The 13,847-nt window shown below is 72.9% G+C and carries 11 protein-coding genes, 1 tRNA gene and 3 pseudogenes; 7 read left to right on the forward strand and 8 right to left on the reverse strand.

Features of this window, described 5'->3' with window-relative positions; genetic code table 11:
- Window positions 1-125: 125 nt before the first annotated feature.
- Both MOTC310_RS27010 and MOTC310_RS33000 read left to right on the forward strand, forming a co-directional pair.
- Window positions 126-2,132 (forward strand): annotated as a pseudogene (locus MOTC310_RS27010) (HAMP domain-containing methyl-accepting chemotaxis protein); the annotation flags it as partial.
- 3 nt (window positions 2,133-2,135) lie between these two features.
- A pseudogene (locus MOTC310_RS33000) lies at window positions 2,136-2,441 on the forward strand (methyl-accepting chemotaxis protein); the annotation flags it as partial.
- A gap of 188 nt (window positions 2,442-2,629) precedes the next feature.
- Here MOTC310_RS33000 and MOTC310_RS27015 read toward each other — a convergent pair.
- The gene (locus MOTC310_RS27015; protein ID WP_331303973.1) at window positions 2,630-3,562 is read right to left on the reverse strand and encodes a helix-turn-helix domain-containing protein; all 933 of its coding nucleotides are present in this window, start codon (window positions 3,560-3,562) and stop codon (window positions 2,630-2,632) included.
- Window positions 3,563-3,808: 246 nt separating this feature from the next.
- Between MOTC310_RS27015 and MOTC310_RS27020 the strand changes: the two genes are divergently transcribed.
- The gene (locus tag MOTC310_RS27020; RefSeq protein WP_331303974.1) at window positions 3,809-4,780 is read left to right on the forward strand and encodes a bifunctional helix-turn-helix transcriptional regulator/GNAT family N-acetyltransferase; all 972 of its coding nucleotides are present in this window, start codon (window positions 3,809-3,811) and stop codon (window positions 4,778-4,780) included.
- Between the two features lie 538 nt (window positions 4,781-5,318).
- On the opposite strand, the pseudogene MOTC310_RS27025 reads toward MOTC310_RS27020, so the two are convergent.
- Window positions 5,319-5,590: pseudogene (locus tag MOTC310_RS27025) on the reverse strand (hypothetical protein).
- Window positions 5,591-5,790: 200 nt separating this feature from the next.
- Window positions 5,791-6,720, reverse strand: coding sequence for a LysR family transcriptional regulator (locus MOTC310_RS27030; protein ID WP_331303975.1), 930 nt, complete (start codon window positions 6,718-6,720; stop codon window positions 5,791-5,793).
- A 114-nt stretch (window positions 6,721-6,834) separates the two neighbouring features.
- Between MOTC310_RS27030 and MOTC310_RS27035 the strand changes: the two genes are divergently transcribed.
- The 4 genes from MOTC310_RS27035 to MOTC310_RS27050 all read left to right on the forward strand — a co-directional run bounded on the left by MOTC310_RS27035 (window position 6,835) and on the right by MOTC310_RS27050 (window position 10,442).
- Window positions 6,835-8,151 carry a CitMHS family transporter gene (locus tag MOTC310_RS27035; protein ID WP_331303976.1) on the forward strand — a complete coding sequence of 439 codons (1,317 nt, stop codon included), beginning with the start codon at window positions 6,835-6,837 and terminating at the stop codon, window positions 8,149-8,151.
- Between the two features lie 16 nt (window positions 8,152-8,167).
- Window positions 8,168-9,505: an acyclic terpene utilization AtuA family protein gene (locus MOTC310_RS27040; protein ID WP_331303977.1), complete on the forward strand. Its 1,338-nt coding sequence runs from the start codon at window positions 8,168-8,170 to the stop codon at window positions 9,503-9,505.
- Window positions 9,506-9,523: 18 nt separating this feature from the next.
- Window positions 9,524-9,859, forward strand: coding sequence for an AtuA-related protein (locus MOTC310_RS27045; protein WP_331289416.1), 336 nt, complete (start codon window positions 9,524-9,526; stop codon window positions 9,857-9,859).
- Between the two features lie 295 nt (window positions 9,860-10,154).
- Complete coding sequence (locus tag MOTC310_RS27050; protein WP_331289417.1) at window positions 10,155-10,442, forward strand: hypothetical protein; 288 nt, start codon at window positions 10,155-10,157, stop codon at window positions 10,440-10,442.
- A 304-nt stretch (window positions 10,443-10,746) separates the two neighbouring features.
- Here MOTC310_RS27050 and MOTC310_RS27055 read toward each other — a convergent pair.
- The 5 genes from MOTC310_RS27055 to MOTC310_RS27075 all read right to left on the reverse strand — a co-directional run bounded on the left by MOTC310_RS27055 (window position 10,747) and on the right by MOTC310_RS27075 (window position 13,769).
- A tRNA-Ser gene (locus tag MOTC310_RS27055) sits at window positions 10,747-10,838 on the reverse strand.
- A gap of 12 nt (window positions 10,839-10,850) precedes the next feature.
- Window positions 10,851-11,708 carry a glycosyltransferase family 2 protein gene (locus MOTC310_RS27060; RefSeq protein ID WP_331303978.1) on the reverse strand — a complete coding sequence of 286 codons (858 nt, stop codon included), beginning with the start codon at window positions 11,706-11,708 and terminating at the stop codon, window positions 10,851-10,853.
- Entirely contained in the window at window positions 11,705-12,973 is a 1,269-nt protein-coding gene (gene lysA, locus MOTC310_RS27065; RefSeq protein WP_331303979.1) for a diaminopimelate decarboxylase, read from the reverse strand. The genes MOTC310_RS27060 and lysA overlap by 4 nt, the downstream gene beginning before the upstream one ends.
- Before the next feature lie 157 nt (window positions 12,974-13,130).
- Window positions 13,131-13,265 (reverse strand): hypothetical protein, encoded by a 135-nt coding sequence (locus MOTC310_RS27070; protein WP_331304135.1) that lies wholly within the window; start codon window positions 13,263-13,265, stop codon window positions 13,131-13,133.
- A gap of 201 nt (window positions 13,266-13,466) precedes the next feature.
- Window positions 13,467-13,769: a 3',5'-cyclic-nucleotide phosphodiesterase gene (locus MOTC310_RS27075; RefSeq protein WP_331303980.1), complete on the reverse strand. Its 303-nt coding sequence runs from the start codon at window positions 13,767-13,769 to the stop codon at window positions 13,467-13,469.
- Between the last annotated feature and the right edge of the window lie 78 nt (window positions 13,770-13,847).

Consider the following 13,847-nt stretch of genomic DNA (forward strand, 5'->3'; position numbering starts at 1 on the left):
CTAAATTCTGAACTCCAAGCGCACATCTTAATCATTGCGCCCGTATCTTGGGCGACTTGCCCAGGGCTGGTCATCGGTCATCCCGATGCCACAGGCTCGGGCCCGGGCTCTTGGAAGACCGCCATATGACGATGACGATCAGACAAAGACTTGTATCGCTCCTCGCCGGCCTCGGACTGGCCCTGATCGCAACCGTCGTCTTAGGAAATTTCGCCCTTCACTGGAGCCATCAAAGTCTTCAAACCGTCTTCGACGATCGTGTCGTCTGCCTTCGGCAGTTCAGCATCATCCGCGACGCCTATGACGACCTGATCGACGTCTCGCGCCTGCTGCGGAGCAAGCAGATCGAGCCGGCCCAGGCCAAGGGCAAGATCGAGCGCGATCTGTCGAATATCCACACGGAATGGTCGGCGTACCTGGCGACCTACCTGACACCGGAAGAGGACGTCCTCGCCAAGGATCTGCAGGGACAGATCGATCGGAATGACACGATCGCCGCCGAAATCCTCAAGCACCTCGCTGCCGGCGCCGCTGCGGATTTCGAGATGACGCACGCGGATCTGCTGAAGAGCATGCGGGCCACCAACGCGACCCTCAGCAAGCTGACCACGTTGCAGGTGCGTGAAGCCGAGGCGGAATTCCAGCGCTCCGAGACGACCGCGAGCTGGTCGCGCCGCGCGCTGATGGCCGCGCTGATCGTCGCAGCGCTCGGCATCGCCTACGGCGTTTACGCGGTCGTCGTGCGGGTCACGCGACCGCTGAATAGCCTCGTCGGGGTGCTGCAGCGGATGGCCCGCGGCGAGGTCGACGCCGAGATCCGGGAGGCCGCCCGCGGCGACGAGATCGGCGCCGTCGGCAAGGCGGTCGAGGGCATCAAGGCCATGGTCGCCCGCAAGGCCGCCGAGGAGGCCGAGGTCAAGCGCCGCGCCGACGAAGCCGCCGCCGCCGAGCGCCGCCGCACCATGATCGAGCTCGCCGACGGCTTCGAGCGCGCGGTCGGCGGCATCGTCGGCCTGGTCTCGTCCTCGGCCACCGAGCTCCAGGCCACCGCCCAGCAGATGACCGCGACGGCCCAGGAGACCGCCAGCCAGTCGACGACCGTGGCGGCGGCGGCCGAGGAGGCCGCCTCCAACGTCAGCACCGTCGCGGCCGCGGCCGAGGAGCTCGGCTCGTCGGTGCAGGAGATCGGCCGGCAGGTGACTGGCTCGGCCCAGCTCGCGCAGGCCGCGGTGGGCGAGGCCGGCCAGACCGCCCACCTCGTCCAGGCGCTCAGCCAGAACGCCGCGCGGATCGGCGACATGGTCGGGATGATCTCGGGCATCGCCGGCCAGACCAACCTGCTGGCCCTCAACGCCACGATCGAGGCGGCGCGCGCGGGCGCGGCNGCCACGGCCCAGCAGATGACCGCGACGGCCCAGGAGACCGCCAGCCAGTCGACGACCGTGGCGGCGGCGGCCGAGGAGGCCGCCTCCAACGTCAGCACCGTCGCGGCCGCGGCCGAGGAGCTCGGCTCGTCGGTGCAGGAGATCGGCCGGCAGGTGACTGGCTCGGCCCAGCTCGCGCAGGCCGCGGTGGGCGAGGCCGGCCAGACCGCCCACCTCGTCCAGGCGCTCAGCCAGAACGCCGCGCGGATCGGCGACATGGTCGGGATGATCTCGGGCATCGCCGGCCAGACCAACCTGCTGGCCCTCAACGCCACGATCGAGGCGGCGCGCGCGGGCGCGGCGGGCAAGGGCTTCGCGGTGGTCGCCTCCGAGGTGAAGGCGCTGGCCGAGCAGACCGCCCGGGCCACGCAGGAGATCTCGGGGCAGATCGCGCAGATCCAGGCCTCGACCGGGCAGGCGGTCGCGTCGATCGCGGGCATCACCGCGCGGATCCGCGAGATCAGCGGCGTGGCGACCTCGATCGCGGCCGCCGTGGAGCAGCAGGGCGCGGCGACCCAGGAGATCGTGCGCAACGTCGCGCAGGCCTCGACCGGCACCAACGAGGTGACCGGCAACATCGCCGGCGTGGCGCAGGCCTCGGAGGAGACGGGGGCGGCGGCCGGGCAGGTCCTGTCGGCGGCCTCCGAGCTGTCGCGGCAATCCGAGCATCTCGGCGCCGAGGTCGCCCGCTTCCTCGCCACCGTCCGCGNCGGGCAGGCGGTCGCGTCGATCGCGGGCATCACCGCGCGGATCCGCGAGATCAGCGGCGTGGCGACCTCGATCGCGGCCGCCGTGGAGCAGCAGGGCGCGGCGACCCAGGAGATCGTGCGCAACGTCGCGCAGGCCTCGACCGGCACCAACGAGGTGACCGGCAACATCGCCGGCGTGGCGCAGGCCTCGGAGGAGACGGGGGCGGCGGCCGGGCAGGTCCTGTCGGCGGCCTCCGAGCTGTCGCGGCAATCCGAGCATCTCGGCGCCGAGGTCGCCCGCTTCCTCGCCACCGTCCGCGCCGCCTGATCGCGTCCGGGCCGGGAGGCCCAGCGCGTGGTTCCGATCGTCGGGGGGCACGCCGCCGCCCGGCGGCTTGCCGGCCGGTCCGGCCCGCTGGACGCGGCGGCGTACCGGGCGCTCATCGGCGCCGGACTGTGCCGTGGCCACGTCCGGGGCGCCGTGCGCGCCGGCACGGCCGCGGCGGTCCCGATTCTTCAGCCGCCGCGGGCGGCCCGGTAATCGCGCGGGCTCAGGCCGTAGGCGTCCCGGAACGCACGGCTGAGCTGGGCGCTGCTCCCGAAGCCATAGGTCTCCCCGATCTCGCCGATCGACCGCGGCTCCAGCGGGTTGTCGAGGGCGGCCCGCACGGCCGCGAGGCGCTGCCGCGCGAGGTAGCGTGCCACCCCGCCTTCCGGCTCGAACAGGCGGTAGAGCTGGGAGCGCGACATGCCGAGCGCCCGCGCCATCGCGTCGACCCGGGGCGGCGCGGTGAGCTGGCCGCGGATGAGCCGCTTCGCGGCCCTGAGCCGGGCGGCGTCGAGCGGTGCGGCGGCGCGTGCCGCCCCGTCGAGACTCGGGCGCGCGCAGGCCGCCACCATGTGGAGCGTGGCCAGGGCGATGTGGCCGGCATCGGCCGTGGTGATCGCGTCGCTGTGCGCGGCCAGGCTCCGGATGTGGTCGGCCAGGAGGCGGCCCGCACCGCCCGCGAGGATCAGCCCGTGCATCGCGTCCTCGTCCGGCAGCACGGTGGCGATGGAGGCGCGCGAGACGGCCAGGATCAGCGAGTCCGTCTCCGGCACCCGGCTGCGGCGGTACGGCTGCGACAGGTCGTTGAGGCTGACGGCGCCCGCCGGAACCTCCACCACGCCACGCTCGGTCTCGACGCTGTAGGCGTGCCGGCTCAGGTGCAGGACGAAGCCGTCCTGTCCGTCGCGCCGGATCTGGGATCTGGACCGGGCAGGCCCCTGCGGCGCGGCGTTCATGACGCGCAGCGCCATCGGGCCGATCAGCGTCGTCTCGATCCGGCCCGAGAAGCCGTGCGGATCGGCGTCGAGGTCGTGGGCGGAGAACAGCGCGCGCCACGCGGCGAAACGGTCGCGCTCCGGCAGGACATCGGTTGTGAAGAGGGACCGGGGTACGAAGTTCACGGCAAGACCGACGACCGAAGGCCGGTGACCTTACCTTACGTTGCGTGTCCGGCTAGCCCTCTCGGGACACAATCTACGATTTCGCGGGACGCGGCGCGTTTCGCGCGGTGGCACGGCGCGGGCCGAGGCCAATGTCGGAGACCGGTGATCCCCGCCGGGGCCGGGCGACGAGATGCGTGGGACCGCCGGGTCCCGGACTCTTGCACGAAACATAACGCGTTATATAAACGGCTTCAGGAGGACGACATGCCCGCAGACATCCTCGACGACCTCGGCCCGCTGTTCCTGGGCAGCCGCCTGAAGCGTCTCGCCGACCGCTTCCAGGCCGACGCCGCCCGGATCCTGAGGGACGAGGGGCTCGGCATCCAGCCGGCCCAGTTCCCGCTCCTCGCCGCCATCGACCGCTACGGCCCGCTGACCATCGGCGATGCCGCCGCCGCCCTCGGCGTCAGCCAGCCGGCGGCCACGCGCACGGCGGCCGGGCTGGTCGAACTCGGACTGCTCGACGAGGCGCGGTCGGACGCGGACCTTCGCCAGAAGGCCCTGACGCTCAGCACCGCCGGCAGGGCCCTGATGGCGCGCGCCAAGGACGCTCTGTGGCCGCGCGTCGACAGGGCCGTCGCGGGCCTGTGCGCCGGGCTGTCGGGTCCGTTGCTGGATCAGATCGCCGCGCTGGAGCGCAGGCTCGAGGCCGTCCCGTTCGCGGCCCGCATCCGCCAGGACGGCGCGGATGCCGATGCCGCGGCGGGCCTGACGATCCGGGACTACACGGACGCGCTGGCGGGCCGCTTCCGCGACATCAACGCCGAGTGGATCGAGGCGATGTTCGCGCTGGAGGAGAACGACCGCCGGATCCTGTCCGATCCCCGCGGCCAGATCCTGGACCGCGGCGGCCACATCCTCTTCGTCGAGGCGGAGGATCTCGGGATCGTCGGCACCTGCGCGCTGATGCGGATGGACGATGGCTGCTTCGAGCTGACCAAGATGGCCGTGTCGGAGCGGGCCCGGGGACGCAAGGCCGGCGAGCACCTCCTGCGGGCGGTGCTGGCCCGGGCCGAGTCCATGGGGATCGAGACGCTCTACCTGCTGACCAACACCAAGTGCGAGGCCGCCGTGCACCTGTACGAGAAGGTCGGGTTCCGGCACGACCCCGAGATCATGGACCGGTTCGGCCGACGCTACGCGCGCTGCAACGTGGCCATGCGCTATCCCCTGTGACGCCGCCCGGGGGCGACCGTTCACCGCGTCGCGGATCGCGCCGTCGGCTCGGCGCCGGGGGATCCGCAGGCGTCCCGGTTCGCGGGGAGTGTCGCCCTGCCGTCGGGGTCGGGAAGCGTCGCGATCGGCTCGAATCGCGGCGGAGCCGGCGGCCGCGGGCCGGCGCGTCAGAGGACGGGGGCCGGGACCTGCGCGCGCCGCCCGGTCCGTCGACAGGCGGACGACCTGACCGCCGTCGCGATCCTCTGCCGCTCACCGCGCGACAGTTACAGGCCCCGCTCGCCCATCGCCGCCGATAGGGGAGCGGACACCCCCGTGACGGCGCCGGCAAGGGGGCGGCCAGGACCGTCGGGATCGTCGGCCTGCGCGGCCTGGTCCTCCCCGGCGACCCGCGGCGGCCGGGTCCGGCCCGTCGGGCCGCGACGGGATTGCGGGGCCGCGCGGGTCGGCAGGCCGGACGACATGCCGGCGGCCCTATCGCCAGGGGCCGGTGCCGTTCGGCCGGCCCGAGGATCGGACAGCCCGGCACGCGCCGCGCTCAGTCGCGGCCGTTGCAGATGCTGCGCTCGATCTCGTCGAGCCGGGCGCGCTCACGCGTCTGCACGGCGCGCGGCGGCGCTTCGCCCGGGCCGAGCGAGGTCCCGGGGGCTTGGTGACGCCGAGGCTGCCGGTATTCGGGGCCGTGATCGTCGAGGCCGGTCCGCCGCCCGTGCCGGTCTGGTCGGGCGCCAGGCCCTGTGCCGCGAGCGGGGTGGGGATGGCCAGGATCGGCATGGGCAGACCCACGGGGCGGAAGAGGAGTCGGGTCATCGGACCTCCCGTCGTCGAGCGCGCGGGAAACGTCCTGGCAGTATCGATCCCCAGCCGGAACCGCTCTCGTCAGGACGTGAGCCGGCTGGCTCCACGATCCACCGTAATCTGGCTGCCCGATAGTGTCCCGATGGCGCGCAACGATTGCGGGCCATCCGCGGGGTCGAGCGCACCGGTCCCGGTCTCGCCGCCGTCGACGGTCACGGGAGGGCCGGGCCGGCGGCGTCGCCCCGATCCGCCGGGCGCACGATCAGGTCCGACACCATCCGGCAGAACGCCTCGGCCGCCGGCGGCATCGTCCGCCCCGCCTTCTTGATCAGGCAGACCGGGCGCTCGAAATGCGGGTCGTCGATCGGCCGCGACCGGAGCTGCGGCTCGGCCCGGATCTCCCGCGCCGAGCCCGGGAGGATCGTCAGGCCGAGACCCGCCCGGACCATGCTCACGGCCGTCATCATGTAGGTGGCCTCGCAGGCCACGCGGGGCAGTCGGCCCGCGCCGATGAAGGCGCGATCGACCACCGCCCGCACGCTCGTGGCCGCATCCATCAGGATCAGGGGGTGTTCGGCGAGTGCCGCGATCGTGACCTTCGGCAGCGCGCCGATCGGGTGGTCGCCCGGATAGATCACGTGCAGGGCGTCGCGCGTCCGATGCAGGACGCTGATCTCCGGATCGCGGACGTCGCCGCCGACGATGCCCAGGTCGGCCTCCTCGCCGCGCACGAGGTCGAGCACCCGCTGCGCGATGACGTCCTTGATCTGGAACGTCACGGCGGGGTGCTCGGCGCGGAACCGCACGATCGCGTCGGACAGCGCGCCCGCCGCGAAGGACGGCAGCGTCGCGACGCGCACGATGCCGTGGCGCCGGGCCGCGAGATCGCGCGCGTCGACGACCACGGCGTCGAGGTCGCGCAGCACCCGCTGGAACACGGGCAGCAGCTCGCGGCCGAGACGCGTCGGCGCGACGGTCCGGCTGGTCCGGTCGAGCAGACGCGCGTCGAGCGTCTCCTCCAGGCGCTGGATCTGAACCGTCAGGGCCGGCTGCGACAGGTTCAGCAGGGCGGCGGCGCGGGTGAAGCTGCCCGCCTGGACCACGGACACGAAGGCCCGCATCTGCCGCAGGTTGAGATCCATAGACTCACGCTATCGCTGCGATCCGATCTTTTCAATTGTATCATGCAGTATTCGGCCGTCTCCTGGCCCGACGCAGGCGCGGATTCGAACCGCGCCGCCCGACGGGAGGAACGGATGCTGGCCCTGCTCGGCCTGTGCACGATCGCGCTGCTGCTCGCCGCCATCCTGACCAAGCGGATGTCGCCGCTCGTGGCGCTGGTCGTCATCCCGGTCGCGGCCGCCCTGATCGGGGGGTTCGGTTTCGACACCGGCAAGTTCGTCCTCGCGGGTCTGCAGAGCCTCGCGGGCGTCGTCGGCATGTTCGTGTTCGCGATCCTGTTCTTCGGCATCGTCAGCGATGCCGGGATGCTCGACCCGATCATCGACCGGATCCTGGCCCGGGTCGGCACCCGGCCGACCCGGATCGTGCCCGGCACCACCCTGCTGGCGCTGCTGATCCACCTCGACGGGTCGGGCGCGGTGACGTTCCTGATCACGATCCCGGCGATGCTGCCGCTCTACGACCGCGTCGGCATCGACCGGCGCGTCCTGGCCTGCGCCGCCTCGATGGCGGCGGGCGTGAACTTCCTGCCCTGGACCGGGCCGATGATCCGCGCCTCCGCCGCCCTGAAGCTGCCGATCCCCGAGATCTTCTCGCCCCTCTTGCCGGTTCAGGCGGCCGGCCTCGTCTTCATCTTCGCCGCCTCGTACTGGCTCGGCCTGCGGGAGGAGCGTCGCCTGGCCCGCGTCCCCGGGACCGCGGGGGCCGCGCCCGGCCCGGCCGCGACCGCCCGCGCCCTGAGCGACGCGGAGCGGGCCCTGCGCCGCCCCGACCGATTCTGGATCAACATCGTGCTGACCGCCGCGATCCTCGGGACGATGGTGTTCCTGGCCGAGAAGGTGCCGCCGGCGCTGATGTTCATGCTCGGCACGGCGCTCGCGCTGATCATCAACTACCCGCAGGTCGACGCCCAGCGGCAGCGCGTCGACGCCCATGCCGGGGCCGCGATCCTGATGGCCTCGATCCTCCTCGCCGCCGGCGTGTTCACCGGGATCATGCAGGGCACCGGCATGCTCAGGGCCATGGCCCAGGCGGCCGTCACCTTCGTGCCCCCGGAGATGGGGCGCCACATCCCGTTCGGGCTCGGCCTCGTGTCGATGCCCCTGTCGATGCTGTTCGACCCGGACTCGTTCTACTTCGGCGTGCTGCCGGTGGTGTCGGAGGTGGCCCACCAACTCGGCGTGCCGCCGGTGCAGGTCGCCCAGGGCGCGCTGCTCGGCCAGATGACGACGGGCTTCCCGGTCAGCCCGCTGACGCCGGCGACCTTCCTGGTCTGCGGCCTGACCGGGATCGACCTCGCCGACCACCAGAAATTCACCTTCCCGTTCCTGCTCGCGGCCTCGGTGGTGATGACCGTCACCTGCGTCGTCCTCGGCGTCTTCCCCCTCTGACAGCGGAGATCGTTCCATGAGACAGGTCCGCCTCGGCGCCGGCGCGGGCTATGCCGGAGACCGCATCGAGCCCGCCGTCGAACTCGCCGAGCGCGGCGCCATCGACTACCTCGTGTTCGAGTGCCTGGCCGAACGCACCGTCGCCCTGGCGCAGGAGGCGAGGCTGCACGACCCCGAGGGCGGCTACGACCCCCTCCTGGAGGCCCGCCTGCGGGCCGTGCTCGCGCCCTGCCGGGCCCGCGGCATCCGCATCGTCACCAACATGGGCGCGGCCAACCCGGTCGCCGCCGCCCGGAAGGCCCGGGCGGTCGCGCAGGATCTCGGCCTCGGCGGCCTGAGGATCGCCGCGGTGACCGGCGACGACCTGCTCGACGCGGTGCGGGCGGGCGACTTCGTCCTCGAGGAGAGCGGCGAGCCGGTCGCCAGCCTCGGCAACCGCGTCGTCTCGGCGAACGCCTATCTCGGCGCGGCCCCGATCGTCGCCGCCCTCGCGGACGGCGCCGACGTGGTCATCACCGGCCGCGTCGGCGATCCGGCCCTGTTCCTGGCCCCCCTCGTGCACGCCTTCGGCTGGGCCATGGACGATTGGGAGCGCCTGGGCCGCGGCACCCTGGTGGGCCACCTCCTCGAATGCGCCGGCCAGATCACCGGCGGCTACTTCGCCGATCCGGGCTACAAGGACGTTCCGGACCTCGCGCGCCTGGGCTTCCCCATCGGGATCGTGGGCGAGGACGGCACGGTCGAGATCACGAAGGTCGCGGGCTCGGGCGGCCGGGTCAGCCTCGCCACCTGCAAGGAGCAACTGCTCTACGAGGTGCACGACCCGGCCCGCTACATCCAGCCGGACGTGGTCGGCGACTTCTCCGGCGTGGCGATGGAGCAGGTCGGCCCCGACCGCGTCCGGGTGACCGGCGCGACCGGCGCGCCCGCGACGGGCCTCCTGAAGGTCTCGGTCGGGTACGTGGATTCCTATATCGGCGAGGGGCAGATCTCCTACGCCGGACCCGGTGCCCTCGACCGCGGCCGGCTCGCCCTGGCGGTGGTGCGCGAGCGCCTCGCCCTCACCGGCGTGGCGACGAGCGAGCTGCGCTGCGACCTGATCGGCGTCGACGCGCTCCACGGCGCGGCGCTGGCGGCCGGGCGGGAGCCCTACGAGGTCCGCCTGCGCGTCGCCGGGCGGACCGAGACCCGTGCCGAAGCCGTGCGGATCGGCAACGAGGTCGAGACGCTCTACACCAACGGCCCGGCCGGCGGCGGTGGGGCCTGGAAATCGGCCCGCGCGGTGGTGGCGGTGCAGTCGGTCCTCGTCCCGGCCGCGCTCGCCCGGCCGCGCGTGCACGTCGTCGAAGCCTGAGAGCCGGGAGCCCCGAGGATGAAGCTGCGCGCGCTCGCCCATGCCCGCACGGGCGACAAGGGCAACACGTCGAATATCGCGCTGATCGCCTACGACGCGGCGGATTACGAGCACCTCGCGGCGCATGTCACGGCCGAGCGGGTGCGGGAGCATTTCCGCGGGATCGTGACCGGCGCGGTGACGCGCTACGCGCTGCCGAAGATCGGGGCGCTGAATTTCGTGCTCACGGGGGCGCTCGGCGGCGGCGTCACCCGCTCCCTGGCCCTCGACGCGCACGGCAAGGGTCTCGGTTCCGCGCTCCTCGATCTGGACATCCCGGACCGGCCCGCGGCCGGTGCCGCGCCGCCGCGGTGAGGCCGCCGGCACGACCGGCCCCCGGGCGACCCGTCTCGTCCAGCGCGCGGCCCGGGCCTCAGCGCCAGCCGAGCAGCACGACGAAGCCCGAGAAGGTGAGGGCCGAGGCCATGAGGGTGAGGGCGAGCGCGTCCATCGCCACCGGCTAGCGGCCGGCCGCCGGCGCGGCCATCGGGCGTTCGGCCGCTGCGGCATGATCGCGGCACGATCGCGGCACCGCCCGCGATCCGGGCGCGAACCGGAGGCCGCTTCCGACCGTTGACGGTGGTTCAGCGTGACCGTTCGAAGAGCCCTGATGGACCGCCCCCGCCGCGTCGGACTACCCTGGTACGCCCCGGAGCATTACCAAGCCTTGCGCACCGGCCTCGCGGACGGTGCCAAGCTGCCGCCCGACTACGAGACCTGGCGCATCGCCACGGAGCAGATGGAGCGGGAGGTGCAGCGCAGCGGCGTCGAGGTCGTGCGCGTGCCGATCGAGCCGGAGATCTTCGCGACGTGGTGCGAGGGCGCCGGTCTCCCGCGGGACGCCGCGGCGCGCGCCCGGTACGCGGCCGCGGCGCTGGCGGCGGACTGGGCTGTCTGAGGGCGGCCCCGGACCCGGGCNCGGCGAGCGGCGGCGCGCCCGGCCCGCGCGGATGATCGCCTTAGGAACCCGCCGGCCCACGTCTCGACGCGCCGATCTCGGTCCTCGACATCGCCCGCGCCGTCGAGATCCTCGCCCTCGTGCACGATCTGGCGGGTCCGCGGGGCGCGGGGCTCGGCTGGGCGCCCGAGCGGGGAACGGCGCACCGCTGGCCTCGTCTCCGTGCGGCCGCGGTGACACTGTGTCACCAAGCCGGTCAGGCGAAGCGAGAAAAGCGCTGCATTTACAGCGGCTTTGAGGGTGCTGGCGGAGACGGAGGGATTCGAACCCTCGATACCCATTTCTGGGTATGCTCATTTAGCAAACGAGTGCCTTCAGCCGCTCGGCCACGTCTCCGGCGCTCTGGCTCTAGAAGGTCGGATCCGGCGGGTCAACCCGATCCTGGCGGGCGGCGGCCACGCGGCGGCGCTCCACGTGCTTGGCGACGCGCAGATGCCGCGAGATCGCGTAGTTCATCGCCGTCAGGAAGCCGTAGGTGCCCCGCACGAAATGGCGGCGCCCGAGATAGGCCTTCAGGAAATTGCCCGGCAGCTCGACGAACACCCGCCAGGTCGGGATCACCACGCCCCGCGCGTCCAGGTCGTCCGCCTGCTGGTCGGAGTAGCGGTTCAGCTTGTCGAGCTGGTCGCCGAGCGAGCGCACCGAGAAGTGGTGGATCACGCCCTTCAGGCGCCCCGGGCTCACCCCGGGCTCCAGCGCCACCCGGTCGTGGACCGGCGAGGCGGCGTAGCGGCCCCAATCCTTCCGGTAGAGCCGGACCGGCGTCAGCGTGTAGGCGAGCGGGTGCGGCCGGCCCTCGCCGGGAAAGATCTCCGCGATGCCGATCCGCCACGCCGGCCGGCGCGGCTCGCCCGCGGCCCAGAGGCCCCGGATCTCCCGGGCCAGCTCCGGCGGCACCACCTCGTCGGCGTCGAGGTTCAGGAGCCAGACGTGCCGGCACTGCTCCTCGGCGAAGCGCTTCTGCGGACCGTAGCCCGGCCAGGGATTGTGCAGCACCCGCGCGCCCAGAGACTCGGCCAGCGCCTGCGTGCCGTCCGTGGAGCCCGAATCGACCACCACGAGGTCGTCGGTCAGGCCGCGCACCGCCCGGATCGTCGCGCCGATCCGGTCCACCTCGTTGTGGGCGATGATGAAGACCGACAGCGGCAGGGGCCCGTCGGATCCCGGGGCCGGCGTGGAAGCGGCGCCCGCCGGAGCGCGGCTCACGCCAGCCAGTCCGGCACCCGGTCGAAGGCGATCAGCGCGTCGACGTCGAGGCGCGGGCGCACCACGGCCGCCCGATCGCCCCGCACTAGAACCTCCGGCACCAGCGGCCGCGTGTTGTAGGTGCAGGATTGCACCGCCCCGTAGGCGCCGGCGCTCATCACGGCGATCAGGTCGCCGGGCTTCACCTCCGGCATCTCGCGGTTGAGGGCGAGATAGTCGCCGCTCTCGCAGACCGGGCCGACCACGTCGGCGACGAGGCGCGGCGTCTCGGGCCCCGGCTCAGTGACCGGCCGCAGGGCGTGATAGGCCTCGTACAGGGTCGGGCGGATCAGGTCGTTCATCGCCGCGTCGACGATCACGAAGGTGCGCCCCTCGCTGTGCTTCACGTAGAGCACCCGCGTCACCAGGATCCCGGCATTGCCGACGATCATTCGGCCAATCTCGAAGACCGGCCGCAGGCCGAGCGGGGCGAAATGGGGCCGCAGGGTCGCGGCCAGCGCGGCCGGGTCCGGCGGCGGGGCGTTGTCGTCGCGGTAGGGGATGCCGAGGCCGCCGCCGAAATCGATGTGGCGCAGGGGATGGCCGGCCGCCATCAGCTCCCGGGCGAGGCCGGCGAGCAGCCGCGCGGCGTCGGCGAAGGGCGCCAAGTCGGTGATCTGGCTGCCGATATGCATGTCGACGCCGTGCACCGCGATGCCCGGCAGGGCGGAAGCGGCGGCGTAGACCGCCGGCGCCCGGGTGATCGGGATGCCGAACTTGTTCTCGTACTTGCCGGTGGAGATCTTGGCGTGCGTGCCGGCATCGACGTCGGGGTTCACCCGGATCGAGACCGGCGCCCTGAGGCCGAGGCCCACGGCCACCTCGGACAGGACCGCGAGCTCCGGCTCGCTCTCGACGTTGAAGCAGAGGATGCCCGCCCGGAGCGCCGCCTCCATCTCGGAGCGGGTCTTGCCGACCCCCGAGAACACGATCTTGTCGGGATTCACCCCGGCCGCAAGCGCGCGCCGCAGCTCGCCGCCCGAGACGATGTCCATCCCGGCGCCCCGGGCCGCGAGGGTGCGCAGGACCGCCTGGTTCGAGTTCGCCTTCATGGCGAAGCAGACCAGCGCGTCGTCGGCCGCGAAGGCCTCCGCGAAGACGCGGTAGTGCCGCTCCAGCGTGGCGGTGCTGTAGCAGTAGAACGGGGTGCCGACCTCCGCGGCGAGGCCGGTCAGGTCGACATCCTCGGCGTGCAGGCGGCCGTCGCGATAGTGGAAGTGGTGCATCTCGGCCGTGTCTCGTTGCCGTGTCTCGTCCGTGCCGGAGTGCGGGCTGTTTCCCGTGAAACAGCCCGCCGCTGGCCGCGGCGGGCGCGCGCCGATGACCGGATCGGACCGGGGCACCGGGCGCGCGGCACCGCGACGGCGTGCCGGCCTCCGCCCTCTACAGCAGCGGATCCAGAATGAAAGGCTCCTTCGGCACGCGGTAGCCCCGCCGCGCGCCGCGGCTGGTCTCCACCGGCGCGTCGGTGCCGCCCGGCGGGACTGCCGCCGCGGAGAGCTCGTCGCCCGCGCGCACCGAGGCCGGATCCGGCTCCGGGTTTCGACAACATCGCGCGAGGGTCCGGCGGGCTCGGCACCGGCACGCGAGGGCCGGCGGGAGCGCCACCTTAGCCGTTGCCGCGCGCCGGCGCGAGCGCCCGTCCGCCACAGGCCGGACTCGGCCCGCGGCCGGGCGCCCGTGCCCGGGTCTCCCGCCCGCGCGGTCGGCCGGGGAGCGTCAGCCCCGCCGCTCCCGGCCGCCCTGCGAGCCCTGCCGGTTCTTGGCGGGGGCGTTCTGCTGCTGCTCGGCCTCGTAGGCGTCGATCGCCCGGCGGCAGTTCTCGCTGAGCTTCTTCCAGTTCTTCTGGAAGCAGGCATCGGTGGCCGGATCGTCGGGGGCCAGGTTGCCGCAGTAGGTCAGGTAATCACCGGTGCAGTACTTCTTCAGGGTCTCATTGCCGCGCTTCGTCTGCTGCGCCGCTGCCGGCAGCGTCAGGGCAACGGTCGCCGCGACGGCGAGGGCGATCGGCTTCAGGCGCATGGGGATCCGTACCATCTGTCGAAGTTGTGAATGCAGGACGCGTCGGCGTTGCGATGATGCCTTTGCGTGGTCGAAACA

The organism is Methylobacterium oryzae, from assembly GCF_036441375.1.
In the GTDB taxonomy this organism is placed as follows: domain Bacteria; phylum Pseudomonadota; class Alphaproteobacteria; order Rhizobiales; family Beijerinckiaceae; genus Methylobacterium; species Methylobacterium oryzae_A.